Origin of the sequence: Providencia rettgeri, from assembly GCF_001874625.1 — a bacterium.
GTDB classification, from domain to species: domain Bacteria; phylum Pseudomonadota; class Gammaproteobacteria; order Enterobacterales; family Enterobacteriaceae; genus Providencia; species Providencia huashanensis.
In genome coordinates this window covers 75896-100640 of record NZ_CP017672.1, presented here as the reverse complement: position 1 = coordinate 100640, position 24745 = coordinate 75896, and the positions used below count along the sequence as shown (strand labels likewise).

Below are 24745 nucleotides of genomic sequence, written 5' to 3'. Positions count from 1 at the left end.
TCTAATTAATAAGGAAAAGGATAGAATTTAAAGCTGGAGATGGAAGAAAACTTATTTTGTTAATCCCAATTTATTTTTTAGCTGTTCAATATAATGCGATGAGGCTATTGCACAAAAGGATACGTCCTTATCTCTATTTGCATTATTGTTGAATAATACAAGGCCTAATGTGGGTAAGGTGTCTTTAAATTTAATGATTTCTTGTGAGAGAAGCGTAATATCCTTTTTGTCTATTCTTAGGTAATCCAAATAAGTCGTTATATTTTCTTCAAGCGTTCTATCGGGATATTGAGTACCAATCACATACTCACTGCATTGAGATAATGTAAAATAAAGCATAACTTCATCAAGTTTATTCTTTTCTTCTGATGAATAGGTGATATTTGACAAAAATAGTAACGATAAAGCGAACACCGCTTTATTACGGATTGTTTTTTTCATTGTAACCTCAATAAAGATTTTAAGAAAAAATTCGATGATATTTATGTGGAGAATAATTATCTGGAGCGGAACAACTCTTGGCGCTCGACACACCCCACACAGTGCTGAACGCCTGGTAACGCGATTCGACGAGCAAGCGGGATATTATCACCGCACTCAACACACACTTTTGCACTCTGCCCCTGATATTGAGCACGTTGACTCAATCTTAGAGACAGCAAAAAATCGCTCTCAGCTTGAGAGACATCAATTTCATCAGCCATTGGAAACCTCTTGAGACGAGACGGTCTATTCCCCTGAAAAATTTATTATTTAGGGGAATAGATCGTTAACAAACGAAGTGCGTTAGGATTATAAATGACCAAAGTCATTATCACGTTCTTTTTCTTTTCTTTTATTAACACTTTTATTAACCAATATATTGTATTCCTTGTTTACATAAATTAGTTCTATATACTTACCTCCGTTACTTTTTAAGAAGATCATATCGCCATTATTTTCAAAGGTTGTCAACTTTGAGACTACATTATTCTCTTCGCTAATTAGCTTGTACTTTGATTTCAATAACTCATTCAAGTAAGAATACTTAGAATCGTAAAATGTAAAACTTACAACTTTCAATTTTCCTTCATATATAACAACACTTGCTTCAACAACATCTTGTATTGGTACTTTGGAAGGATCAAGTTTATATCCTAAGTCTCCTTTCCTTTCAGTTTCATATAGCTTATTCACATCTTTCAAAGTAGATTGATTAATTGTCAAATTAATAACTTTTGTATCTGAAATGGAATTAAAACTAATGAATAGTGAAAACATGAAAAATATAAAATTAATCACTATTCGGATATTTGTCATACTCATCTTTATTCATTACTCCATTATTAGGCTTACTTTTATCTAAACTTGGATTGTTATCATAAATTAACCCCGATTTAATTTTATGAGATTTTTCCTGTTCCATTTTTTCAGTATGATTTTTCAACTCATTCTGATGATTATTTTCTAAAGCTTTCTGCTGCTTCTCGACTTCATTTTTACCTTCGACTATTTTATCTTTAATATTAGCAATATTTTCTTTTGTTGACGTCTCTTTTGATAGCACATTTTGAGCTGTATCATGTTTTATTTCTGCGCCTTCACTCATCACTTTAATCCGTTTATCATTAGATTCATGCTCTGCAATTAAATCACTTGATGAGGGTAGATTTCCACCAGAAGTCGCTGCACCTTTAACTTCGATATTTTCACGATTTTGAGAATATTCATTCTCCAGTTTCGGTAGTAACCGTTCTTTGACAAACGATTGAGCCAAAGCATCCCTTTCTTTTGCCACACGGATATCACTGGTATTACTGAGTAATTCATCCGCTTGACTTGGGGCTTTTTGTCTGACGTAGCTGGCAAACTCTTGATCTAAATTACTGTCAATCTGTGCACTGTTATTTTGAGCAAAGCTCGCCATATCACTTAACTCCTTACTTTCGGTTAAGCTATTCGAGTATTGCTCATATTGGTTTTTCGCCACATTCAGCGTTGCAACAAACTGATTAATTTCTGAATTCGCCTCATTGTCGTGGCGATTGGTTCCTTCTGAGACCTTGCTGTTATTGAGCATATCTAAGCCCTCAGTGAAGTCACGAGTCGTTTGTGAACCGGATTCACTGCGTGCATCTTGATGCCTTGAACCCCGATCTTGTACACTACTTTGCGTACTATCTGTATCTCGAGTATTGCCATCGGTATATGCTTGAGCTCCCCCAATAACCGGAAGAGATATCCCGCCTTCTGCCTTCGCCCCCATGGTTTTAGAGACATCGAAATTCTCACTTACAAGCTTAGCGAAAGCTTCTTCATAGCTGATATTGTCATTTTTCGCGCGAGTTTCAGTGGCATTAATTATTTTCTTAAAGCCGTCAGCTTGATTACCACTTAATCCCGAATCCGTAGTAGTTGACCCTGTTGAGCTATTACCAAATTGCTTAGTAAATTGTGACGCTTGATTCCACGCGGAATTCACCGAACTTTGGAACGCACTCAGCGACTGCGCAGCTTGGGTTTTAGCGAACTTAGCACTTTGTTGTAACGAGCTCACCACAGCCTCACTGTCTTTAATGGATACAGGTAATCTCGACATCGCCCCACTGATATCCATCACTTCTTGGCCACTACTGGTTACGGTACTGCTTGCCCCACTGGCGAGTTGCCGCGTCATCTGTCCATCACGGAAGCTGGCATTGGTATCCCATTTATTGCCTGCTACGTTGCCTGATTGCATATTATTAAATGACCAGTTTCCGTCCGCCGCTTGTGAGGAAGTGGCTGTCGCCGAACTGTTGATGGCAGTACCCAAATAATTCCCCGCTTGTGCGATTGCAGGACCTAACCCTTTCACTATCGCAACAGCAATAAAGGGTATCGATATAGATAGCCAACCGGCAATTAACCCGATATCGCTGTGCATTTGTTGGATACTGGCTTGATTGGCCAGATTAAAATCCAATCCGCCCGTTTTTCCTCGCAAGTAAAAACTGGTCGCGTAATTTAAAATGGCAAACATCGGCGGCCAGGATTGCAGGTAAATGATGGACATGATGTAGTTGAATAACATTTTGACCGATAATGAGTGAATGACCGCCAGTAAGATAAAAATGGGAAAGAGCGCAATCACTAACGACAACAAAATGGTATTCAATATCGGCACAAAGGAAACCGCCACTTGGGATGACGTCGCCCAACTTAATCGCATTTTATTGTATGACGACGTGGATGCGAGGTTCACTAAACTGGCGGTATCGCCGCTTTGCGCACTGTAAGCACTGATGCCATTTTTAAGTGCGTTCATCACCACGGAATTTCGCATCAACTGACTGGCGGTTTCTGACCCTTGGTAATAAAAGTTATAGCTATCGCCCATCATATTACTGTACAACACATTAGCATCAGGACGGCCGCCAAAGATTTGTTTCACCATGTAATTCCAGGTTTTTCCGCCCGTTTGTGTATCGATATTGAGTTTTGGCATTAAGACATGTTTTGCTATATCTGCACATGTCCAGAAACCACTTTGTGCAACACCATTAGCGCCAACGGCAGCGGTGTTACCGTAGGGCACAATAATGCCGCGTAACGGGCTTGGTTTTTGGAAAATGAGCGTGTAAGGGTCACGGCTACTCATCAGCTCTTGGAATGAATATTTATGGTTAATTAAAATATCCCCGATAACACAGTTTTTGGTGTAAAGCCCCATCAATTCCGCCAAATCACCATCAACCATCATCGCATCACTGAGATTACCGACCAGATTTGCCCCAAATAACATGCCGGTTTTACTGTACGTTAATGAGTCAGGGGTATGGAATATCGTGTCATACAACTCAGTCAATCCCGTTCCAATCGAGGTAATAAATTTAGCCGGTGCCGCTAACCCTAACGGGACATTATCGACTAAATAGACGCCTGTGGGGTTGGTGCGGTCAATAATTTGCACCGTCTTTTTGGGTACTAACAACACGCTGGATACCAATACAATCATCGCGGTAAATTTAATTAGCTCTTTCGGGTCATGGGCTTTCATAAACGATATCAATACGGATACCGCAGAAATCGATAATACAATGCGGAACATGGAGTCCCACGTATCAGAGCCTATCAATGCAGCGACGCCGTTGAATACTTGCATCATGTATTCACCGCCGCCGAGCACATAGACGGTATCTATCACGGCCATATTGCGGCTCCTTTATTTTTGGGTTTCAGGGGTGACGATATTAAAGCGGGTATTTTGCATAAAACGTTCTTGCAGCTGACTGGAGGTTTGTTGGCGCAAGTAACTCATTTGCCGCTCCAGCTCAATCAAGACATTGGCCTTGGTGTTGACCATTTGCTGCAGGGATTCCAATTGGCGTGAAGCTTCAGCGATATTTTCCCGTAGCGGTTTCACCGCTTCTTCCATGTAATTTCGACTTCCCATTGCGCCTTTTGCTTGGTCAATCAACTCCTGCAGGTACTGAAGTAAAATGTCGTAGGCAATATAATCCGCCAGAGCCGGTAATAAATTGGCTTGGATATTCAGCTGCATCGGGTCAACCAAGTACTTCAAAATCGGGATAGAGGTACTTTGAATAAAGCCTTTTTCTTTGGCACTTAACCCCTCATCACTGCGTAACTTCCCTTGAATACCTTTAATCATGGTTTTGGTCATGGAGATAAGGCCATTTTGACTGCTAATGGTGATTTTTTTGCTTTTTAACTCCAAACAATCCACCGTAGACACACAGCCTTCAATGGTCATGGTGCCGCCTTCCATCAAGGTTTTGATGAGTTCTTGCCGATTCACTTTGGGAATGGTGCTTTTGACATTCCCTTTGGCATCAAAAATGAGTGTGCCTGTCAGATTCATGACCAACTCTTTTAACTCGTTATCGCCGGATAAAAACTGACTTTTGGCTAAGATTTCCCACATCAAGTTTTTATTCTGCATGATTTGGTCTTTCATGTTTTCAGGGGCTTTATTAAAGGCATTGTTCATCTGCCCGCCGACCGTACACCCTTGACGGGAAGCCGCCCAGTCTGAAAATAGGTTGGTTTCTCCACCAATATCTTGACAGATTTTTTGTGAGGCCACGGTATTGGTGGGCCACAGCCCGCCAATAATGCCTTGGGCGGCCTGACATGAAGAAATATTCATGCTATTGATATCTGCCGCCATTTTTTGCACAAAATCTTTTGCCGATTTCAGTTCAGGTACGGTGGTTTGTAACGCCAAATCGAATAAATACCCCGCCCCATTGGTCATCATCTGTTTGATAAATTGCTGCAGCTGCTCACTGTTCATATAAGAAAAAGACCCTAGGTATGCATCAATCCCCCCACACCCCGCATTGATGGATGGCGGTGTGAATGACGCAATTTGCAACTGCTTCACTTGGCTACGCAGGAATAAATTACCGCCTGTGGCATAACCTGCGGCCTGACCTTCCCAAGCGCGGGCATCGGTGGCATTGCCTTCGAAGCCCAACTTATTGAAGAAGTTATTCATATCACTGTTCACATTGGCAACCGCCACCGTTTGGTTGAGTAATGCCGAACATATGACAGCGATGAGTCCTTTACGCATGAGGGCCTCCGGATTGAAGATAAATAGGCCAACACGAAAATAAGGCAGGGTTTATCGCCTTATTCCAGCAAGGAATAGGGTTAATTAAATCATTCATTGTGGGTAAACCTTATTGAGTGCCATCACCCGCAACGTTGCTGCGTGTCGGCATTAAAAAGTAAAGTGAGATTAAAGGGAGATAACGAGCGAAATAGCGTTATTCCATTGAAGAATGAGAACCAAACTCGGTGATGAGTATCTTCTCGATAACCGCAAAATCATGGTTGATTGACGGCCGCCAGTAGCGATAATACCCTCGACGATGTCCACAAAGCCGCAGTGAAAAACACAATTGATAGGTATCATTAAATCCACCATGAATCATCCATCCCCAGTTAAGCTTGGGGAATGAGGATTCCATATCCTCTCGTAAGCGTCGTTCAAGTCGCCCTGCATGCTCCGTTGTCGATATAAACGCGATATAGGGCTTCCGATAGTCAACAGGCCAACCGTGCCCTTGGCAGGAAGCATAAGTGCTAAAACCGCATTGATTGAAGGTTTTCACCAAAGGCTCAATCAGTGGGTCGATGATGTGATGATCCCACTTTTTCATTTGGCTAACTTCTTTTTCAGGCGGATTATTTTTAAACGTGCAAAGGTATATTCAACCCAAGAAATGACACTTATTACAAAGTGTCTTATCGCAAGCCCCCAAAAACAAAACGGCACAACATACATAGCCACATTCCACAGTCCTTTTGTTCCTAAATAGTTAGGGTCAGCGTCGAGTTTACTCTCTGGCCAACACGCCATCTCAAAAACCTGACGCATCACAAACCAAAGAACCAAACCGGCTATAACATAACCAATAAACTCAGAAGCGCTCTGGTCTTGGCGTTTCGCTTCACAGGATTGGTATTTTCTTAATTCACGTATTCTTTTTTGAAGTTTTGCATTTTGCTCACAATTTATTTCATCATGGTTTTCGGTATCGTCTTGATTATCAATCATCATACGACCTCTATTTTAAAATAGTTAAAGATAGGCCAGGAGTTAAAGTACCTATCCCCACAGACCTAGCACTAAAAAAAGCACTTATTACACATCTTTTTGCGCTTTACGCATTTTCAGCCACCAACTCTCCTTTATTGTGTCGCCAACATTAAGTTACTGTTGATTCGGTTCATCACGTCCTGCATGTCCGTTAGCCCTTGTAGCAGTGGGTATGTTCGCAATGTGTTCACCTCAACTAAAAAGACCGACGGCGTCACGACTTGCATCCCTGCCCCAAAAAAAGTTTGCACCACTTCAGCGGGGGCGGGTATCGCATTGGGAAACGCCATATCGCCTTGACCATCGAGCGTGTACGCAAAAACCTTAAATCCCGTTTGCGCTGACAATAAGGCTAATTGTGGGTCAAACTGCTGGCAATACGGGCACTTAGCTTGCATAAACAACACCAGGGTATAATCATTTAAATTGACGACCTTTCCATTCGGTAATCGGTACGGCTTAACGGCGACCGTATTAACATTAATTGTCGGTGTTTCTTCTTCAATCACTGTTTCACGTTCTGAAGGAGCAGTTTTATGGGCTTCAAGTTCTGCAATATCGTCCATCACACTCGCTTGAACTAGACCGCTGAAGAACAACATTATCGCTAACATCATTATTCTCACGATGTTTTCTCCTCATCCTCTGGAAAAACCGTCGGGGCTTTAATGCGCTGCCAAGCTTTAATGACGGCATAGAACATCCCTGCTAAACACGTCGCCGCCCCTAATGCGAAAATAAATACCATGCCCGTTTCTTGTATCATTTGAAGGGTTTGCTTTGTAGACTCACTTAAAACACCGTGGCGAATATCGATTAAGTAATGGATAAGTCCATAAAAAATCAGTGAGGCAAAAATCAGTGTCATGCCAAGGTAAATCAAAGTATTTTCAATTAATCGTTCTTTTATCGTGGGTTTTGTCATGTCTTTATCCTTAATAGTTAGGCTTAAAATCTGTGGCCACATCTAAAAAGCGGCGTGCTAACGCATCTTGCGTCATAAACCCATACGCAAGCGATTGGTAATGTTTACTTTTCGGGTCAACTAAGAACAGAGCCGGAAAATGGGTGATACCCATTTTAGCGACTTGCCCCGTATCAGGTCGCGTCTCAGGCAGTGCTTCACTGCGAACGCCATCAACGGATACGGGAATAAGCGCAATATTGTGTGACTGTGCAAATTCCCGAACCACAGTCGCTAACTGGTTATCCAGTGGGTCTTGTCCGCGATAAAAGAAAAACACACCGTATTGTGACGATAACGACTGAATAGCCGCTTTTTCCTTGTCTTGCAGTTGAGATAGTTGCAATGGCACCGTACTGTTGTAATGACTGTGCTCTAAGTTGTAATCAAGGGTAGGGTCAAGCAATAACCCTTTTTTTACTGACCGCTCAAATTTACCGGATTGCTCCAACCAAAAGCGCTGATACGTCATGTATCGTAGGGCATTTTGTGGCGAGGGCTGCATAATCGCGGTATCTAAGGCTTCTTCTGTCAACTTTTGCATGACTTTTTTTTGTAAAGTCGGTGGTAGCGTCGACAGCGGGATTTGCTCTGGCTCTGGCGGCTCTTCATCCTCTTCCGGTTGCGGTTCGTTATACCAGTGCCAACCGACGATAGGTTCATCCACATAGGTTCGCGTTTCTGCTTGTTCGCCATTATTGGCCAACACGCTTCCCGATATCACCAGACTGACAAGTAATATCAAAATCCGTCTTGTCATCCTTGTCCCCCTTGCCCTTGCAGGACATTGGCGATTTGATTTTTCACACGGTCAATCAGTTCTTGGTCAGCCGGAATATCGGTGCCCGATTGCAAATCGGAATAGAAATCCGCAAAGTTCAGTCGGTCAAAATTGATGGACTGCAACTCATCGACGGTGATACCGCGACAATCACTGTTTTTGGCGCTACCAAACCCAATGCGTAACTGCCCGCCACGCCCTTGCTCTTGCACGATTTTGGCGAGCTTACTGTCAAATACGCAGTAGGCTTCTTTCTTCTGAAGACACACCCCGAGGACTTTGTTAGAACAATATGAACCAACATAAATAGTCAGATTGCGACTTTTGGCTTTACCCAGGGCTTTTTCTTCACTGTCACAGTGCGCCAGCCCCACATCACTCCCCCAACCGCCACTTTTGCAGCAGTTATTAAACCCTGCAGCGGCTTTACGGCATGTATAACGCTGACCTGTAAAGGCCCTGACATTCACGTCATTGAGCTCTGCCACATCTTCCCCTGCGGTGGCCACGGCCGCTAACGCCGATACCGCTTTTTGGAAACTGTTCGCCTTGTCATTCTTGATTTGGTCACACTCGCCGCTGGCACAAATCAACTCAACACCGCACATTTTCCCGCCTCCGGTCAGCCCCTTTTCACAGGAAAACACGGCTTGCTCACGCAAGCAGGTACTGCCAACGGATTCTATACAGGTGGTTTTCACAATGGTACACGCGGGATTTTTCATGTAATCACCGCAGCTACCATTGTCTGCTGACTGCTTGGCGTAATAATCGGTGTACTGCCAACATTCACTGTAAACATCGTATTTTTTACCACCCACAGTGACCGTTTTGGTGCCCCCTTTTTCAGTACACTGGGTTTCCACCTTCACTTCTTCGGATTTATCAAACGGACAATGTTCAACCCATTCAATTTTGGGCGATGGCGTTTTAACTTTAACTGTCACCATCATATTTAAGGTTAAGGTCGCCGTTTTTGTTGACGCAAAGGCTTGATAAACCAATTCTTGAATACCCACTCGACACAACTCGCCATTGTTACCGACACAAATCCGATTGGAGGCAATAATTTCCCCCTCTTTCAACGCCATATTTCGTGCATTTAATGTGTAACGACTTGCATTTAACATTTGAAATGTCGTATTCATAAAAATGACATGCTGATTAAATAAAAACCCCGAGTTCAGTGTTAAGGTTGCACTTTGAATGGTGCCTGTGACGGGAGATTTGAACGAAAACGACCATCGGTCACCATGCCAGTGGTAAGCAAAATCAGAGGGCGGCACAACAATCGTTTGATTTTCCCACCCGTCAACCTCCTCCCACGTAATTTTGGCTGTCCGAGTACAGGCTAAACTGGCTGCGGGCGTTCGCTCACATTGGTGTGACGTGATTTCGGTTTTATCCAGCGTCACATCCTGGCAGGGCACCGTGATTTGCCCGCTTTCCGACTCCGCTTTTTCCCGCATATCAATCCCTGCTTTTAAGAACGGAGCGTCCAAATCTAACTTATCCGGTGGGCGATTTTTCATGACCTCCATCGTGGTTTGCCCCGCCTCCGTCTCATTCATGGCTTTCATTCCTGCATTTTCCAGACCCGAAGCTGCGCCTGACGTCACCCCACCGTAATAACCACTTTCTGACGGATTAGCGGTATAGTTCGGAATGATATTGGCGGGATTGGTGTTTTTTATCGTGTCTGTGCCTTTGTTTTTCAGGCCGCTGGCAAATTCTGAGCCTGCTTTATACTCATTGGCCGCAAAACCCAGTGATAGAGCCCCAACCCCCCATAATGCAATCAATAACCGTTTCATTGCCGCGCCCTCGATTCCAACCAATCTCGGGCTACATCACGACAATCGCCACTATTGGCAATCCGTTCAATGGCAGATATCAAACGAATATTGCCGTACACCACATCAAAGCCGTGTTCACAGCGAACGACCAGTGCGGGGACTTGGGTAATGCCGTATTGTGCAAAGGTTTTCGGGTCGATTTGCACGCCCCCTTCACCACTGTCTTTGGTCAGTTCAAACACGGCACTGGCCGTTTTACGAAAGTCATTGTCAATTAGCCCATTAATCAACGTGGGGATACCAAGCTGCGTGGCCTCTGGCACCATCTGTTTGAGTCCCGCTTCGGGGATCGAAAACGACACAAAATAGATAAACGGAGTTTCCCGAGCTGTTTGCGCTTTAGCCGCATCCGCGGCCTGTTGCTGCGCGTGCTCCTGTTTGGCTAATAAGCTATCAATCCAGGCTTTATCCTTGGCCGAGATTTCCGGTGGCTTAAAGCCATCCGGCGGCAAGGACTGTTCGAGCAAGGCCGAGCTTTGGTCGCGCAGCTGTTCTAAAAACTGTTGGTCGTCCGTTAAGGCATAACCAACTGGCGCAAGCACCAAGCTTACGAATAAAAAGAAAACGGATTTCATGAAAAGGACCCCGTATTAGAGGAAAACGCAGTTACGTTTACGCCAGATGAGATAACCGAAGTTTTTACGACTGTTGGGTGAAGCATGCCCTGTTTGCCAGCGCATCACGGAACGACCAAAAGGGTGGCATTGCGCGGTATCCGGGTACATATTCACCATTTGATAGCGATAACGGTCTTTCGGGATAATCGGGGACGGGTAGGTGTAACACACCTCCTGATTTTTCCCGACGCTGTTCATCACCAACCCTTGTCGATGCAACTTAAACGCCATGCGCTCAGAAAGCAGAACTGAAGAAGCCTGCGGACTAAATTCATTGCCCGTATACCCCGTAAACGGATATATACTGCCTTGTGAACCGGCACACCAAAAGAGCGCATTTAAAGGCTTGCTGCCAATACTGGCAATCGCATCGGCGGCGCACGCCCCTTGCGCGATGGGATTCGCAAACACAAAGGCTTCAGGGGCAATAATCGACGACAAAGAGCTGTCATTCCACAGTGGATCTAACTCGGACAAATAGGCAATATCCATATCCCCGCGCTCTAAACAGCCTGCCGAGGTAATGATATTGAGCCAATAGGTCAGTGGGTATTTGTACCAATGGACATGGTAAAACGCCCCTTGGGTGGCAGGGTCATTTTGTGTGCCTTTGCCCCCGCCCATCTTACCGACATTGATGTTAAAGCCGCCTAAATTCACCATGCAATATGGTGAACGGGTCACATCGGTCAAAGCAAAGGGCTCCCAATACCCAATCGCTAAACCAATGCGGTATAAAATCCCCATCGGGCAAATTTGTATCGGCATCGACGGGTTTTCTGTATCCGGTGCCACGCCAGGGAAAACAGGCACATTACCAATGGTCATTGGGAACAAACAGTCCCAGCAGATATCGGTGATCGGATTAACAAAATTCCCTTCACACATCACATCGGCTTTCGCTGGCGTTGTCACGCTCACACAGCCAAGGACGCACACACTCAATAACCAACGGGTAAATTTTCTCATCACCCCTCCTGCATTGCCGCTGAGACGATTTTGAGCTTGTCGCCCTCTTGCGTCACCACCGCCGGAATGTACTGAAGCCCGAGCTGACGACTTAAACTGCCCCCTTGGTCAAAGAACACGCGCGTATTCAGTGCCTGTGTGGCCTCTTTGATATTGCCGTTGGTTAAAATAACTTTATAACGCAAAGTTGCGGGCTGCTGTGCGTTCATCCACGCGATTTGGCGCGGATCATCCGTATCTAAAAAGTACAGGGTTTGCCCCAGTGCCACGTGACTCAGCGGGTTTATTTTGTCACCCTGACGAGCAAACATCACGCCATTGTGGTCGGCATAATCCCCTTGAACCGTAAAGGTCGGGTCGTACCACACCGTATGTGCTTCGGTATCCGTACTGAGCCAATCCACTGGCGGTGGGCGCAACGTGTTTTCAATCACGCGATCTTTAAAATCTTGTTGCATCTGCGCGATTTCGCCCGTCCCTTCCATTTGTTTTAACCGCCCTTGGATAAAGTCCAACATGCTTTGCTCTTGAACGGGATAGACATCTCCCCATACCCCGAGGTCTTTGGCGGTAACAAAACAAGGAACACTGAATAACAAGGCAATGACAGACAACTGTAATCGCTTCATTTCCCCTCCTTATTGGGCCATTTTGTCGGCAATCGCGGCTTGAATATCGACTGTGATATCTTCTGCGCCCATGACCACCGCAGGGGTGACTAAAATCAGGGCCTGATGCGTCTGTTGGTACTCCGATAAACTGTCACTGAGCGCCACTTGAAAACGGTGAGTCGCTTCTGCGATTTGCTGTTCGCTCAATGGGTTTTCGCTGTTAAACTGCATAGCCATTTGCTGCTGGTACTGGTTGACCGTGCCTGTCATGTCGAAAGTGACGGTAACGGGGGCAAGCCAGCGCACCACAAACACCGAAATACTGAAGCTAAGTACCACCGCAATGACCATAAAAAAACTCATGGCTTTTAAACATTGTTTGCGGCGACGGCTCATGCCTAGAGCAGGGGTTTTTACTGCCTTGTCGACTAATGTCGTGTTTGACTCTGCCATTGGGATAAGGTCTCCATTTCTTGTGGGAATTTGCGCTTAGCCAGTGCCAATAACGCTGCTTGTTGTGACAGTCCTCCCGCCATCAGGTTTTCACGAAATTGGAAGTCATCCCCATCCGTTGAGTACAATGCCCGGCTAATCGGATCGGTTACCAACCGATGGAATGAGGAGCGCCCCGCAATTCGCAGCATAAAGGCACTGAAATGTGCATCCCCTGCGGCAGGGAACCCTTCAATAATGGTGCGTTCAACAGGGTTGAACTGGTCGGGGTTTTTCTGGTTGTATTTACGGAATGTTTCCGTACCTTGGCGCAAGATAATTTTGAATGAGGAGTTACTCCACGCGGCTTTCGCGGCGGTACTGGCATCATCACCATCGAAATCGGCAATCCCTTGTGAGATGGTAATGTAAGAGCCGCCGTATTTACGGGCTGTTCGATAACCGCTTTCAATAAAGTCGGCAACAAAGCTGCTCTTGTTATCTAGCAGTTTCCAACCTTCATCAATTACCGCGAGTTTTTTGATACTGCGCGCCGTTAAATACATTCGTTGTTGGATGAATATCATCATGGAGAACATGACGGCGGCTAATAGGTCAGGTTTGTTTTGTAGACCGCCCATTTCAAGTACGGTAAAACGCACCTGCTCATTCAGTGCCGGCTTGTCACTGTTAAAATACTCTCCGTACAGCCCTTTGGTGGTGTATTTTTTCAATGCCACAATGATTTCTTGCATCTTATTTTGAACCGTACTTTGCGGATCGAAATAAGCGGATTTCACTTCGGCTTCGAGGTAATCATGAACGTCATCAATCAGAACTTTATTCCCTTTACGTCCATTTGGCCCTTTTCCTTCCCACACCTCTTGAACGGCATTGAGTAGGATAGATTTAGATACATCATCCATATCGCCCGAAGGGTTCGCCAACACGATGAGCAGGTCACGAATACTTTCTGCGGCCTCTTTAATATCGACGACACCCGCGAACGGATTGAATTTAAGATCACGCGCATCGACATAGACGCCCCCAAGGCTGTGACACAGCTCTTTATACGAATCCCCCATATCGAGGACATACGCCCACCCGCCTGCATCGAGTACTTGACGAATTAGCGCTTGCATGAGAAACGATTTACCACTGCCTGACGTCCCACACACAGCCGCATTAAAGTTGTCGTTACCGAGACCAGAACCCCGCTCAAAAATATCGAGAAAGGAGAGTTGGTGCCGATACGACGGGATAGGTAAGCCTTTTTGACAGATCCGATTATCTGCCACCACGGGTAATAAATTGGCGACATTAAAGGCTTTCGCTCTGAGTGTGCCGCCTGAACGAACCATATCGCCCCACAGCCCCTCTTGCATAACAAAAGGGAACAGTGCCAAATAGTTACGTAATTGCATAAAGGTCGGTGGACACAGCTTCAAGTGATTGGTGGTGTAGGTATTCATCAACGCCATTTCCGCTTCCAGCGCTTTATCATCATCGTCTTCGCAAAATAAAGTGATACCGTAACTGTAACGCGCGAGTGCCATTTGATTGGTATCGAGTCCCTCACGCAACGCTCCCCACTCTTCGGCTTTACGCTTAACCCCAGGCACCCAATTGATGTACTTGGAGTTTGCCCGACTGTTATTGGTAATAAACTTTTTCTTCGCCTCGTTTTGGGTTTTGACCAAATCTTCAACGTACACGGTCATGGTAATGGCAAACGGGCAGGACACACTGGATGCAGGGTCAAGCAAATTACTCAAGTTATCGCCCGTTTGCCACAAGGCGAACTGGGTCGGGTTTTTCTCCAACATATAATTCATGATACGGGTTTGGCTTTTTTGCCCCTTGTCCATCGATAACGACTGATGAATGGCATCGGGACGAATTTCAAGAGTCAAAGAGCGATCAGCACATTGGTCATTGAGTGACTCATAGGGGTCAACGTGGCTACTTGGCAACGCAATCTGGTCGTGCCGAAAGTTGCTGATTTCACGTACCAGTTGCAGTAACCCTTTGTCATTCATTTGTTCACAATGCAAAGATGCACCTGCCAAGGACTTCATGACAATACTGAGAATTTGATTCACTTTTTGTAATGTCAGCGCATCGGCTTTTTTATGCTCTTCGGCATAACACACAAACAAACGGTAATTGCGTAACGATAACGGCAGATTGAGCTTGTTATCCAACCCCACCAAAGCACCGCGCTCGTAGAAAGCGCGCGTGATATGGTTAAACTTCTCCGCTTCTTCCCCTTGCCACCCAAAGTCTTTTAATCCATAGCCTAACTGCTCGCTGATGCACTTACTGCCCAATAACATGAACGTTAAGGGTATTTTGCGTGGGAGTTTATTACGCAAAAAATAATCCAGTGCATCGACAATTTTGTCATTGGCCCCCACTAAGGGCGTGCACTCTAACGCAAAACCAATGGTGGTTTTATTGATAAACAGACCGGATTTGGCATCGTAGTTGCGATACGGTAAAAGGCTACAAAAGGAGGGGTAATCCATATTCTCCAAGGCCTCTGCCGCCCGTTTATTTCCATCCGGCTCTCGCCATGCGGTAAATAAGTTCTTGAATAACGCTTCTTGCAACGATACTGGTTCTGGCTCGTCATCAAACACAATGTCTTTTGACTTGGGGAGAAACGGGGCAAGCAGCTTATCGATTAAGGACGGTTTTTCATTCATGTTACTGGACTCTCCACTGACCATCTTTCACCACAAAAGAGACAACCGCAGGCTGATACAGGTTATCTTGTTCATCTATCCACGGGGCTATCCATAAGCGAGCCGTCGTGGTCGGTAATCGTTGAGGCGGTGCCATGCCAATATCACTCCAACTCGACCAGGTTTGTGCCGTGTGTTGAATGGGGGGAAGTGCATTGGATGGCGCGGATTTTTTAACGGATGCGGATGAAGGCTTAAATGCGCCTAACTCCCCCACGCTTTGTGAGGAAGCGCGATTATCCTGCACCGCAGTACGAACAGACTGAGCCGGAGATGCGGTTGTCACAACCGGTACTGTCGGGGTTGCCAACGGCGCTAACCGCGGCAGTTCGGCTCGCTTTTGGGATGTGCCCTCCCCATTAGCAGGATGGTTCCACGTGATATTTTGCTGTGCTGCCTTTTGATTGGCTTCTTCCATGGTCATGCAGCTGTCTTGTGCGGTGGCATTACAATCAAAGGAATCTTTCATGCCCGCAGTACAACCGGCGAGCAGGGTTAATGCGCCTAGAATGAGGAGTTTTTTCATAAAATGAACCTTATAAATGAATGACAAAAAAAGGTGTTTTTTGGAGAAATAACGATGAATTTGTGTCGCCGCTTATTCAGTGACGAAAAAAATATTTTTACTCATAACCATTTAATTAAATACGGTTAATTAACGGATAATCATGTACTTTTTGAGACAAATGAATTTCTAGCAATTGTAGGAATTTGAATTTAAACGAAAGACGTTACTTGATGATTTTATACCAAAGCCTAAACCCGTGAAATTTAACACCACCAAGGCTTCCAATAGTTGGAGGGATCTCATATTCCAATGATTCGATATTAATGATATCAGTTATATTATTTTCATTTAGCCATTGGTTCATTTCATCATTCATTAGCCGTCGGTCACGCCTAACACTTTTTAAATTAGAAATAATAACCCCATCTATCGTAAAATCTTTAAACTGTATATCCATTATTAATCCTGTTGATAATTTGAGAAAACGAACCCGATGGCTGAAATGAATTTAATCCTTCTCTTCGCATTGTTCGGGTATTACACTGATTTTAGGGGTATTCCAAATTGCATAGGCAACGCCATTTTCAACTACCACAAGGCCTTGATGAGCACAGCCTGAGCAGATGATTTTATCTTTTTCAAATAGGAAATCGTCTGAGCCAAACTCGGTTTCGACAATACTATTTTCACTACCACAAACCACGCAGCGCCCTAGCCAGTTAATCTTTACTTTCTGCTTCATATTAAGTGTTAATTCAATGTACCTAGGTCTTGATAAGCCTTGACAGCTTCGCGATAGGATTGGATATCAACATAGTTAATTATAGGTATAGGGCCACATTGCAGCTTATGCGTATGTGGATAGGCTGGATTAATTTCAACGTCAGTTTCTAAGATGTGACACTCCTCTGTGTAATATCGCCCTTGTTCAATTATCTTGGGCGTTCCATTTTTCATTAGCGAGTAAGCTTCGCTTCCCAAAATAATGAAAATTATCACGAAGGAAAAGCCAAAAAACAAACCGAGAAGTGGCTCTTCTGACATTATCTTACCAACAACACACATCCCTAAAAGAACCAAGCACAAAAATAAAACAACAAATCCCATTTTAATTACCACTACCTTGATAGGCTTGAATGGCTTGTTGATATTCATCAACAATGACCTTTTCAATCACATCACCGCTCTTGGGCTTATTAGTATTTGATTGAAATAACCCATTATCAATATTGGTTTCAATCAGCTGACATTGCGTTGCGTAATATTCTCCTTTGCTCACATTTCCAGTCTGTTCACCAAATAGGCTGTAATACAATCCGAAAAAACATAAAGCCACAACCGCGCCAGCACCTGCTTTAGCAAACTCTTCTTCTCTCAGTGCAGTAAAGATAGCTACGAAAAATATGACAGCAAAAATAAAAACAGTAATCGTATTCAGCATTGACATAATTTTTTTCCATCCCTCAGCTATTTGATGGTTTCAAAGCTGCGATTATCGACGACTTTGGGAACTTCCCTATTAAGGATGTTCAGTAATAAAACTGAGCGAGCTTCTCCATCGGGTTCGTTATAAATCGCTTGGATCCCCGCAAAAATACCGTCTGTAATGACGACTTCATCCCCTTTTTGCGGCAAGTTATCACTCATCTCTTTGACGAAGTCAGGTACAACCAGTGTCGCAATCACTTCATTCGGTACTACCACAGGGTTCTGGCCAAAGCGCACAAAGTAGTTCACCCCGCGTGTTGAGCCAATTGTTGAAAAGTGGATAACTTCATAATCAAATTTCACAAATAAATAATTGGGAAATAACGGCTCCATCACTTTCTTGCGGCGGTTTCTCACCATCTTTTCCGTTTTGTAGGTCGGGTTATGCACAGTTACCCCTTGACGCTCAAGGTGCTCAATCGCGCGTAAAACCTGGTCACGTTTACAATATAATAAATACCACTTTTCCATGATGACTCACTTTAGTTGATGGTCAGCACTCAGAATTTGTACAACCCAAACACTTAACCCGCTGTAAATGGCTAAAAAGATGACCGAATCCCAACTCACATGATTGGAAACAAATAACGCGGCCGGAGAAATCGTAATGAGCGTCATAAGTAACGTGCTCAAACGCATCCGCTTTTTTAGCTGACGAATTCGGTTTTGCATTGGGTTGTACCTGAATGATGACAATGAAAATTAAGGATAAAGACTGAAAGGACCTCTACTACTGCGGAATATTCTCAACAGGGACGGCATCCCCTAAAGAAATCCGTTCTAATGCTTGTTTTGAAACGGTAATACCTTGGTTAATGGAGTTTTCCAGCGACTGACTCTCTTGCTTTTGCGATTTGGCTTTCTTCATTTGTTCAATAAACTTCAGCTGAAAACCTTCTTGAAAAACCACAGTAATTTCAATGCCCGCGCCGATTGGGATAACCGGATGGTATTGCTCAGCGCGTTTAATGAAATATTCCGATAACATTTTTCCGGATTGCTGCACCCCACCGCCAACACCACCACGCGCCACATCGGCCATCGTGGTTGTGCTACTGGCACCAATCCCAACAGTGGTATCCCCCACTTTCGAAAAACCGGAACCGACCGCTTCAAGAAAGCCACCGCCAAAGGCATAGCCGACTAGTTCACCATTTCGGATGACCGGCTCACCTTTAATGCCGTTTTTCCCCATAAAAGAGACGTGGCCTTTAAAGGGCATATCAATAGTATGACCAAACAGTTTGCAAGACAGTCGGTCGGTACGCACCAATCCGCGTTCACTGGAAATATCGCCATACACACCAGCGGTGACGGCACAACCACTTAAATCATATTCTTCGTTATTCGGCATAATCAGCTTGCCCGTTAACCGAAATTGCATCGGAGAGGGATTACTGTTTCCCGTCACTGAAGCGTTGGCATCAGCCCCTTCAATCACCATCGCTTTAGCAAAACTGCCTGACGGGATGTAGGGCAAATCCGGTAAATCGGTGTTTTCCTGCTCATCCTCATACTCAATCGTCATCGAGGATAAACCTTGTTTTAGTACGGGATTCACATTGATTTGCGGTTGCCCGACAGGATATTGTCCCCCTTGATAAAATGCCGTTGGCGGCGGAATGATTGGCTGACTAGCTTGTGCATTCGGTGTGGGTAGTGTTCCTACGGGCAGTTGCTGTGGTTGAGGCAAACCGTTATTGCTATCACCGTGTATGAAATCGTTTCCCATTTTCGTGAGTTCTTCACCTAAGGTAGCTAATTCTTTATCCTGCTCAGCAATTTTATCGCGATACGCACGATTTTCTTGTTCCAGCTTCGCAATACGCGCGTTCACTTGCTTCATTTGCTTATCCATTTGAGACGCCGTGGATTGCAAATCTGCCATCGCTGATTTTCCCACATTCTTATCAAATGAGGATGTCACTACGCCTGTCATGTTGGGAGCGGGTCGTGATTGCTTTGTGGCCGCTTTTGGCTTCGCGGGTAAACTCATGTACCAAGCTGCTGTGCCAAGCCCCGTTAATCCCAAGGCCAATAACACAAACAACGCCGTTTGTTTTCGCTTTGCGCGAACATTAATATTTGCCATTTTCAACCTCATTACTGACGGTTAACCAGACCGTTGCCGTGGCACCTGCCAACACGGTATCGCTATACGGATAAATAACGACAGAGCGCACCGCGTGTTGATTGAACAATCGCTCACTTAGCGGTTGTGAGACGGCACTGGTGTTCATCACATCCAGTTGGTAGACTCGCAACTCACCGCCATTCCACATTTTGTTTGCCGTCACACGATAGGCTGACGGTAATGTGAATGACGGTAAAGCGGTCACGGGCGCAGGAATAAACCCATTTGGTGTTTGTTGATTCAGTAACGCTTTGTGAATTTCAACTAAGACACGGGGATACGGTAACGCGCGCTCCCAACGTTTAGCGACAGCACTTTGTGCCGGTTGATTGGAAATGAACTGCAACACGCGACCATCACGCTTTTGCGGAACAGCCACAACAGATACCGTTAAGCCCCCTGCCGTTCTGACGTAAAAGGTAAAGGGTTTGGTTTGTGCGGTCATCAATACCACGCCCCCATTCGCAACACCCGTTGCCCCTTTTTGATTGCCATTGATAAACATGCCTTGAGCACTGTCGATGGCTACAATTCTATCCCCTGGAACAACCAACATATTCGGTTCACTGTTACTCAGCCCCACTTTCACTTGTGAGTCCGGAGATACCGGAATTTGAGTTGGCAACTGCGCCATTGGCTCAGCACGTACTGTCGAGACAAAACCACAAAATGCGAGCGCTAAACAGAGAAGCTTTATCGGATTACTTTTTTTCTTCATCAATAATGTCCTCAAAGCTGATCACTTCACTAATTCCATTGGCATACTTCATATGCAGCCGCAATTTTTTATGTTCAGGTAACGATTCACGCTTACCTATCCACGTTTTCAGATCACCTTGAATATCAATAATGCCGTCAGCGGGATAGACTTCCATTTTGGTCATATAAAATGCCGAAGTGACGTTGTTATTGATGATTTCTTTCGCTTCGACCGCCAACACATCTTGCATTTCTGGACGCGCCTCTTTGGCCACATACCGTAATAAGGATTGATGGTTTGCTTTGACCGATTCGGGACTGATGTTATAGCGTAGAAACAACAACGACTGCGCGACGGACTCAAGGTAGTTCGCATCCGCATGGGAGCGCGTTAAGGTAAATGGGGTATCAAAAAACATCGGGATATACGTTTCTTGTCGACTATTGAGTAAATCATCTAATCTCAGCCACGCGAAAATATTACCAGTCAAACTGAGGCCTAACATAAAGGTCAGTGTAATAAACAGTAACGAGGTGTATTTCGTGGCGGATTTAGCTGCGCTCAGTTTCATGGCAGCCTCCTTCCTATTTTAAATAAAGTCTGAACGCAGAGTCAGGGAGAGTTTTATAAATACTTTTGAAGCAGTAGGCGGGTAAGTACCAATAACAGGCATTGAGTAACCACTGACTTCCCCGCCCTTTTTTGAAGTACCTCAGGGCATACCAGAGCAACGTACCAACCACAAGGCCAGTCATGTAATGTCCGTCATAAAAGCCCCATGACATGGGGCCTATTAGAACGGCGGTTTCATCATTGGGTAATGGAAGAATACCGCCTTGCTCGGTTAATGTCTGAGGGAAAATGAATCGCTGGGCACGTTCGTTTTCCATCATGCAACTCCTTATCGATTAAGGGGCTGTTGGTGCTTCGATTAAACTAAAGACGATTTTGGTTCCCACAATAAAGACAGGAATGAGCAGGAGTAACGCAGGGTTTTGTGCGCGCATAAAGGCTAATAAAACAAGCACCACTTCGCCCAGCATGATGTAATACATCACCGATGACCCTTCACCGAAGGTATCTCCCGCATCCGCTGCCCCTGCTGCCGCTAAATCGGCTGCCTGAGCAAAACCACGTGCTGCCATCCATAAGAGTAATGGTGAAGCAACATATTTATACAGCGATTTAGCGACTTTAGAATTCAGTGAATTCCAAGCACGTGCAAATAACCCTTTTCTTTTTGTTACCGGTGAATCAATAGCAATTTGACTCATAATATATCCTCTTATTAAATGCCCTATGAAGTAAAATAAATAAGTACTTAAACGACTGAGCTAATTAGCTCGCTTTATTCCCTTATCCAGAAAAGTCTTAAAATAAATAACACTTAACTTAATAAAGAAATAAAACGCGATAATTTTCCCTGGCTTTGGGTAAAGCTACCGCTCCGGGTGTGCACTACCTTTTTTTAGGCAAAGCGATCCCGTTGCTGTGTGTAATCAACAAAAATAAAAACCAAAATGGAATAAACCCAGTAATAGAGTAAATTAATATTTAATTAACAACTCTTGGTAATTCCCTTCAATATGTTCAACAAGTCGTAGATGATCAGATAATCGTAAAACGGCTTCGACTTTTTTAGAGCGTCGTGCTCGTTTGGCGGATTCTGTTAATAAACGATTTGTTTCAGCACTAATCGGTACACTTATAGTGACCGACTTATATTCTTTTTCTTTCATTTTGACTCCTTTTAACTGGAGTCTACTAAAGTAAAATAAGTTAGGTAAGTCCATTACTCGGACTGGTTTTATATACAGTCCTGAATTTAATAAGAGTATGCTTGATGAAGTATGCAGGTATGAAATTCTCCCAACCAAGTAACTTTGCTACTTTAGAATATAGATTTCTATTATGTGTAGATGTTTTTTCTAAAACATTTTTAGTTAGTTTTTCTACATAAGAAATTGAAATACCACTTAAATTTGATATTTGTTTAGCTGTAAAATTAAAGATTAATAACCAACCTACGATCCATTCCTTTTCCGAAAATAAAATTGATGGTTTCTCATTTGACAAATAATTTATACTCAAATTTAAACTTAGTTTTGATTCGTTGCGATCAAAATAATTAAAGCAATCTTGCGGAAGAATAAAAAACTCAATTGATAGCTGACTCAGAGATATATAAGTGAAGTCAATATAAGAAATATTATTTTCAAAATAATTTGGATTTACAATAACAGTAAAAGGATAATAATTATTAGAATCCTTTCTTTTTAAGAACTGTATGTAGACAATCTGATGTATTCTACGTTTTTCTGAAGTGTTTATAGGTGGGAGAACAAAATTTTCGAATGAATCGACTAAAAAACAATCATCGTTGTCACATAAATTAGAATCACAACACTTTTTAATTGAAAAAATATGATAATTCGCCATTATTGGCGTAAAAAACACTTGAGATCTATCATTAAGATCAATAGGATCATGAATAGACATGTAACCGTCTCCTAAATTGGGGGTTATATGTTTAGCTCAATAAGGGAGGTCAGAACTCCTTTATTGGGCGACTCTTAAATTTTAATTAAGCAATCAATATTACTTAAGCTAAATATACCTATATTTACAGATTAAATCAATCATTATATTCAATAAAAAACAGCATCCCATATGTAATTATATAACTAGAAATACAACCACTTCCTATCCTTTGAAAGGATCCAGTTTCATATTTGAAATTAATTATTGCATTCCCACTTTTATCTTCAGTTAGATTAATTAGCTCTACCTTTACCACTTCATTTTCATCTTTGAATTCACTCATATTTCAGATTTAACTGTTTTTACCATACCTAGATTTTTTGTTATATTGGAATTAGGGATATATCTCGATGAGTAAATATTTCTGGTAATTAAAGAGTCATGCACTATGGGATATAATGTAAATATTTTCATAAATAACATCACCTTCCATTAATATCAAAAAATTGTTCAACAAGCTTTTCAGTTTCTTTTTTCATCTCTGTAATTCCTTCTCTAAAATCGTAGCGGCTATCTTCTTTTATTTCGTTAATATTAAATAGCATCTGAAAAATCATTTGAATGCATTGACGTGTTTTGGTCGAGTCTTCTAACATTTGCTTTTTATAAAGCTCATCCCATGTCATTCCGTTGTCATCAGTTTCGTCTGCCTTCTTTTTTAAATTCATCGTCACTCGAACGCCAATGTCTAGCATTTCTGAGCAAACACTCGACATATTTGCATCTGCATGACTTGCCCCATCAGCTCGTCGTTCATCAACAATCGCTCTAATTGCATCATAAACTTTTTGTGACATATATACGTTTTGTCTTGCCATTTATTTAACCTATTTATTTGAGTGCTAATTGAGTGCCTATTAAAATCGATAGTATCATATTTTTAGTGCTTTAGAAGTGCTAATCCTGAATTATTTAAGCACTTAATTAGTGCTAATCACTAGGCACTAATCAAGCACTACATCTTATAACTTAATGTTTTAATTTGATTAGCCACAAGATAGCCACATAACAGCACTAACTTAGCCACATTTCAGCACTCTTTTAGCACTCAGCACAAAGATTTTTAAAATTTTCACCCATTTATTTTTAATTAACACCCTGATTTTATGATAAATTCTTGCAAAATGAAATTTTGCGTGGGGTGTGAGTTCTTTCTTTCAGAGGAGCGTATTTATTGCTCCTCCTTTCTTTTGGCTTGCATTTAAATAGTGCTTTATTTTTTAATTAAAATTGGCGATTCTGAGTTAAGAGAGATTATTATTAAATGGGGTTTTATATGCGAATGATCTGTATTCTCATTGCGTTATTTTTTCACCGTTTTCATTTTCGTTTGATTGCTATGATAAAGCAGGAAATGATTATCAAATTGCCCCTGATTTATTACGTGCGGTTGCCTTTCGTGAAAGCTCATTTCAGCCTAATGCGATTAACCAAGCTTCACTGACGCGATACGCTATTGGCTTAATGCAAATTCATTCGCAAAACTTTAACAAATTAGCACAGTATGGCATTACCGAAAATCAATTAAGGTTAGATCCGTGTTTGAATATTTATACGGGCGCATTTTATCTGGCGAAGTTTATTCGCATACAAGGGGATATCTGGAAAGGCGTAGGGGCTTATAATGCAGGATTGAAAAAATCCGAGGTTCAAGAACAAAAAAGAAATCAATACGCGCTTGAGGTCTATCACATTTATCTTAACATTAAAAAAATAACTAAACTTATTCCTTTTACTTTCTATTTTTAACGCTATAATCACGTTTAATATTAAGTAATGCATGTGGCTTAGTATTAAAACGAGAA

General features: G+C 43.1%; 31 protein-coding genes. 1 reads left to right on the top strand and 30 read right to left on the bottom strand.

Annotated elements, in window-relative coordinates; genetic code table 11:
- Positions 1-51: 51 nt before the first annotated feature.
- From RB151_RS22850 to RB151_RS22695, 30 genes are all read right to left on the bottom strand, one after another.
- Positions 52-441 (bottom strand): hypothetical protein, encoded by a 390-nt coding sequence (locus tag RB151_RS22850; protein WP_071548976.1) that lies wholly within the window; start codon positions 439-441, stop codon positions 52-54.
- Between the two features lie 56 nt (positions 442-497).
- A complete protein-coding gene (locus RB151_RS22845; RefSeq protein ID WP_071548975.1) occupies positions 498-704 on the bottom strand; it encodes a TraR/DksA C4-type zinc finger protein in 207 nt (68 codons plus the stop codon).
- Positions 705-792: 88 nt separating this feature from the next.
- Positions 793-1206 (bottom strand): hypothetical protein, encoded by a 414-nt coding sequence (locus tag RB151_RS22840; protein WP_145927313.1) that lies wholly within the window; start codon positions 1204-1206, stop codon positions 793-795.
- Between the two features lie 67 nt (positions 1207-1273).
- A complete protein-coding gene (traG, locus tag RB151_RS22835; RefSeq protein WP_081364005.1) occupies positions 1274-4171 on the bottom strand; it encodes a conjugal transfer mating-pair stabilization protein TraG in 2898 nt (965 codons plus the stop codon).
- A 12-nt stretch (positions 4172-4183) separates the two neighbouring features.
- Positions 4184-5560 carry a conjugal transfer pilus assembly protein TraH gene (gene traH, locus RB151_RS22830; protein ID WP_071548973.1) on the bottom strand — a complete coding sequence of 459 codons (1377 nt, stop codon included), beginning with the start codon at positions 5558-5560 and terminating at the stop codon, positions 4184-4186.
- 196 nt (positions 5561-5756) lie between these two features.
- Positions 5757-6152, bottom strand: a complete 396-nt coding sequence (locus RB151_RS24555) for a hypothetical protein (protein ID WP_071548972.1) — start codon at positions 6150-6152, stop codon at positions 5757-5759.
- Positions 6149-6553, bottom strand: a complete 405-nt coding sequence (locus RB151_RS24550; RefSeq protein ID WP_071548971.1) for a hypothetical protein — start codon at positions 6551-6553, stop codon at positions 6149-6151. The genes RB151_RS24555 and RB151_RS24550 overlap by 4 nt, the downstream gene beginning before the upstream one ends.
- A gap of 131 nt (positions 6554-6684) precedes the next feature.
- A complete protein-coding gene (gene trbB, locus RB151_RS22815) occupies positions 6685-7209 on the bottom strand; it encodes a type-F conjugative transfer system pilin assembly thiol-disulfide isomerase TrbB (protein WP_071548970.1) in 525 nt (174 codons plus the stop codon).
- Positions 7210-7214: 5 nt separating this feature from the next.
- Entirely contained in the window at positions 7215-7517 is a 303-nt protein-coding gene (locus tag RB151_RS22810; protein ID WP_071548969.1) for a hypothetical protein, read from the bottom strand.
- 10 nt (positions 7518-7527) lie between these two features.
- Positions 7528-8316 carry a type-F conjugative transfer system pilin assembly protein TraF gene (gene traF / locus RB151_RS22805; protein ID WP_071548968.1) on the bottom strand — a complete coding sequence of 263 codons (789 nt, stop codon included), beginning with the start codon at positions 8314-8316 and terminating at the stop codon, positions 7528-7530.
- Positions 8313-10151: a conjugal transfer protein TraN gene (locus RB151_RS24545; RefSeq protein ID WP_071548967.1), complete on the bottom strand. Its 1839-nt coding sequence runs from the start codon at positions 10149-10151 to the stop codon at positions 8313-8315. Before RB151_RS24545 ends, traF begins: the two co-directional genes overlap by 4 nt.
- Positions 10148-10768, bottom strand: coding sequence for a type-F conjugative transfer system pilin assembly protein TrbC (gene trbC / locus RB151_RS22795; RefSeq protein WP_071548966.1), 621 nt, complete (start codon positions 10766-10768; stop codon positions 10148-10150). Before trbC ends, RB151_RS24545 begins: the two co-directional genes overlap by 4 nt.
- Before the next feature lie 15 nt (positions 10769-10783).
- Positions 10784-11779: a conjugal transfer pilus assembly protein TraU gene (gene traU / locus RB151_RS22790; protein ID WP_071548965.1), complete on the bottom strand. Its 996-nt coding sequence runs from the start codon at positions 11777-11779 to the stop codon at positions 10784-10786.
- Positions 11779-12408, bottom strand: coding sequence for a type-F conjugative transfer system protein TraW (gene traW, locus RB151_RS22785; RefSeq protein ID WP_071548964.1), 630 nt, complete (start codon positions 12406-12408; stop codon positions 11779-11781). Before traW ends, traU begins: the two co-directional genes overlap by 1 nt.
- Before the next feature lie 9 nt (positions 12409-12417).
- The gene (gene trbI / locus RB151_RS22780; protein ID WP_081364003.1) at positions 12418-12843 is read right to left on the bottom strand and encodes a type-F conjugative transfer system protein TrbI; all 426 of its coding nucleotides are present in this window, start codon (positions 12841-12843) and stop codon (positions 12418-12420) included.
- Positions 12819-15530, bottom strand: a complete 2712-nt coding sequence (traC, locus tag RB151_RS22775; protein ID WP_081364002.1) for a type IV secretion system protein TraC — start codon at positions 15528-15530, stop codon at positions 12819-12821. Before traC ends, trbI begins: the two co-directional genes overlap by 25 nt.
- Before the next feature lies 1 nt (position 15531).
- A complete protein-coding gene (traV, locus tag RB151_RS22770; protein ID WP_071548963.1) occupies positions 15532-16095 on the bottom strand; it encodes a type IV conjugative transfer system lipoprotein TraV in 564 nt (187 codons plus the stop codon).
- 205 nt (positions 16096-16300) lie between these two features.
- The gene (locus RB151_RS22765) at positions 16301-16534 is read right to left on the bottom strand and encodes a hypothetical protein (RefSeq protein ID WP_071548962.1); all 234 of its coding nucleotides are present in this window, start codon (positions 16532-16534) and stop codon (positions 16301-16303) included.
- 51 nt (positions 16535-16585) lie between these two features.
- A complete protein-coding gene (locus RB151_RS22760) occupies positions 16586-16819 on the bottom strand; it encodes a hypothetical protein (RefSeq protein ID WP_071548961.1) in 234 nt (77 codons plus the stop codon).
- An 8-nt stretch (positions 16820-16827) separates the two neighbouring features.
- Positions 16828-17232 carry a hypothetical protein gene (locus tag RB151_RS22755; RefSeq protein WP_145927312.1) on the bottom strand — a complete coding sequence of 135 codons (405 nt, stop codon included), beginning with the start codon at positions 17230-17232 and terminating at the stop codon, positions 16828-16830.
- Complete coding sequence (locus tag RB151_RS22750) at positions 17186-17524, bottom strand: hypothetical protein (RefSeq protein ID WP_071548959.1); 339 nt, start codon at positions 17522-17524, stop codon at positions 17186-17188. Before RB151_RS22750 ends, RB151_RS22755 begins: the two co-directional genes overlap by 47 nt.
- Positions 17525-17544: 20 nt before the next feature.
- The gene (gene rfaH, locus RB151_RS22745; RefSeq protein ID WP_071548958.1) at positions 17545-18036 is read right to left on the bottom strand and encodes a transcription/translation regulatory transformer protein RfaH; all 492 of its coding nucleotides are present in this window, start codon (positions 18034-18036) and stop codon (positions 17545-17547) included.
- Between the two features lie 259 nt (positions 18037-18295).
- Entirely contained in the window at positions 18296-19657 is a 1362-nt protein-coding gene (locus RB151_RS22735) for a TrbI/VirB10 family protein (RefSeq protein WP_071548956.1), read from the bottom strand.
- Positions 19644-20417, bottom strand: a complete 774-nt coding sequence (locus tag RB151_RS22730; protein WP_071548955.1) for a TraK domain-containing protein — start codon at positions 20415-20417, stop codon at positions 19644-19646. Before RB151_RS22730 ends, RB151_RS22735 begins: the two co-directional genes overlap by 14 nt.
- Complete coding sequence (gene traE / locus RB151_RS22725; RefSeq protein WP_038601410.1) at positions 20401-20970, bottom strand: type IV conjugative transfer system protein TraE; 570 nt, start codon at positions 20968-20970, stop codon at positions 20401-20403. Before traE ends, RB151_RS22730 begins: the two co-directional genes overlap by 17 nt.
- A 13-nt stretch (positions 20971-20983) precedes the next feature.
- Entirely contained in the window at positions 20984-21292 is a 309-nt protein-coding gene (traL, locus tag RB151_RS22720; protein WP_224051201.1) for a type IV conjugative transfer system protein TraL, read from the bottom strand.
- A gap of 15 nt (positions 21293-21307) precedes the next feature.
- Positions 21308-21673, bottom strand: a complete 366-nt coding sequence (locus RB151_RS22715; RefSeq protein ID WP_071548953.1) for a type IV conjugative transfer system pilin TraA — start codon at positions 21671-21673, stop codon at positions 21308-21310.
- Positions 21674-21946: 273 nt separating this feature from the next.
- Positions 21947-22138 (bottom strand): TraY domain-containing protein, encoded by a 192-nt coding sequence (locus tag RB151_RS22710; protein ID WP_036965549.1) that lies wholly within the window; start codon positions 22136-22138, stop codon positions 21947-21949.
- 40 nt (positions 22139-22178) lie between these two features.
- The gene (locus RB151_RS22705) at positions 22179-22898 is read right to left on the bottom strand and encodes a helix-turn-helix transcriptional regulator (protein WP_071548952.1); all 720 of its coding nucleotides are present in this window, start codon (positions 22896-22898) and stop codon (positions 22179-22181) included.
- 464 nt (positions 22899-23362) lie between these two features.
- Positions 23363-23758: a relaxosome protein TraM gene (locus tag RB151_RS22695; protein ID WP_071548950.1), complete on the bottom strand. Its 396-nt coding sequence runs from the start codon at positions 23756-23758 to the stop codon at positions 23363-23365.
- Positions 23759-24227: 469 nt separating this feature from the next.
- Here RB151_RS22695 and RB151_RS22690 point away from each other — a divergent pair, with 469 nt between their 5' ends.
- On the top strand, positions 24228-24689 hold the full coding sequence (locus RB151_RS22690; protein WP_071548949.1) for a transglycosylase SLT domain-containing protein: 462 nt from the start codon (positions 24228-24230) through the stop codon (positions 24687-24689).
- The last annotated feature ends 56 nt before the right edge of the window (positions 24690-24745 follow it).

Coding starts and splice junctions, on each gene's coding strand:
- RB151_RS22850 (WP_071548976.1), bottom strand. CDS start 441: ATGAAAAAAACAATCCGTAATAAAGCGGTGTTCGCTTTATCGTTACTA.
- RB151_RS22845 (WP_071548975.1), bottom strand. CDS start 704: ATGGCTGATGAAATTGATGTCTCTCAAGCTGAGAGCGATTTTTTGCTG.
- traG (WP_081364005.1), bottom strand. CDS start 4,171: ATGGCCGTGATAGATACCGTCTATGTGCTCGGCGGCGGTGAATACATG.
- traH (WP_071548973.1), bottom strand. CDS start 5,560: ATGCGTAAAGGACTCATCGCTGTCATATGTTCGGCATTACTCAACCAA.
- RB151_RS24555 (WP_071548972.1), bottom strand. CDS start 6,152: ATGAAAAAGTGGGATCATCACATCATCGACCCACTGATTGAGCCTTTG.
- RB151_RS24550 (WP_071548971.1), bottom strand. CDS start 6,553: ATGATGATTGATAATCAAGACGATACCGAAAACCATGATGAAATAAAT.
- trbB (WP_071548970.1), bottom strand. CDS start 7,209: ATGATGTTAGCGATAATGTTGTTCTTCAGCGGTCTAGTTCAAGCGAGT.
- RB151_RS22810 (WP_071548969.1), bottom strand. CDS start 7,517: ATGACAAAACCCACGATAAAAGAACGATTAATTGAAAATACTTTGATT.
- traF (WP_071548968.1), bottom strand. CDS start 8,316: ATGACAAGACGGATTTTGATATTACTTGTCAGTCTGGTGATATCGGGA.
- RB151_RS24545 (WP_071548967.1), bottom strand. CDS start 10,151: ATGAAACGGTTATTGATTGCATTATGGGGGGTTGGGGCTCTATCACTG.
- trbC (WP_071548966.1), bottom strand. CDS start 10,768: ATGAAATCCGTTTTCTTTTTATTCGTAAGCTTGGTGCTTGCGCCAGTT.
- traU (WP_071548965.1), bottom strand. CDS start 11,779: ATGAGAAAATTTACCCGTTGGTTATTGAGTGTGTGCGTCCTTGGCTGT.
- traW (WP_071548964.1), bottom strand. CDS start 12,408: ATGAAGCGATTACAGTTGTCTGTCATTGCCTTGTTATTCAGTGTTCCT.
- trbI (WP_081364003.1), bottom strand. CDS start 12,843: ATGGCAGAGTCAAACACGACATTAGTCGACAAGGCAGTAAAAACCCCT.
- traC (WP_081364002.1), bottom strand. CDS start 15,530: ATGAATGAAAAACCGTCCTTAATCGATAAGCTGCTTGCCCCGTTTCTC.
- traV (WP_071548963.1), bottom strand. CDS start 16,095: ATGAAAAAACTCCTCATTCTAGGCGCATTAACCCTGCTCGCCGGTTGT.
- RB151_RS22765 (WP_071548962.1), bottom strand. CDS start 16,534: ATGGATATACAGTTTAAAGATTTTACGATAGATGGGGTTATTATTTCT.
- RB151_RS22760 (WP_071548961.1), bottom strand. CDS start 16,819: ATGAAGCAGAAAGTAAAGATTAACTGGCTAGGGCGCTGCGTGGTTTGT.
- RB151_RS22755 (WP_145927312.1), bottom strand. CDS start 17,232: ATGAATATCAACAAGCCATTCAAGCCTATCAAGGTAGTGGTAATTAAA.
- RB151_RS22750 (WP_071548959.1), bottom strand. CDS start 17,524: ATGTCAATGCTGAATACGATTACTGTTTTTATTTTTGCTGTCATATTT.
- rfaH (WP_071548958.1), bottom strand. CDS start 18,036: ATGGAAAAGTGGTATTTATTATATTGTAAACGTGACCAGGTTTTACGC.
- RB151_RS22735 (WP_071548956.1), bottom strand. CDS start 19,657: ATGGCAAATATTAATGTTCGCGCAAAGCGAAAACAAACGGCGTTGTTT.
- RB151_RS22730 (WP_071548955.1), bottom strand. CDS start 20,417: ATGAAGAAAAAAAGTAATCCGATAAAGCTTCTCTGTTTAGCGCTCGCA.
- traE (WP_038601410.1), bottom strand. CDS start 20,970: ATGAAACTGAGCGCAGCTAAATCCGCCACGAAATACACCTCGTTACTG.
- traL (WP_224051201.1), bottom strand. CDS start 21,292: ATGATGGAAAACGAACGTGCCCAGCGATTCATTTTCCCTCAGACATTA.
- RB151_RS22715 (WP_071548953.1), bottom strand. CDS start 21,673: ATGAGTCAAATTGCTATTGATTCACCGGTAACAAAAAGAAAAGGGTTA.
- RB151_RS22710 (WP_036965549.1), bottom strand. CDS start 22,138: ATGAAAGAAAAAGAATATAAGTCGGTCACTATAAGTGTACCGATTAGT.
- RB151_RS22705 (WP_071548952.1), bottom strand. CDS start 22,898: ATGTCTATTCATGATCCTATTGATCTTAATGATAGATCTCAAGTGTTT.
- RB151_RS22695 (WP_071548950.1), bottom strand. CDS start 23,758: ATGGCAAGACAAAACGTATATATGTCACAAAAAGTTTATGATGCAATT.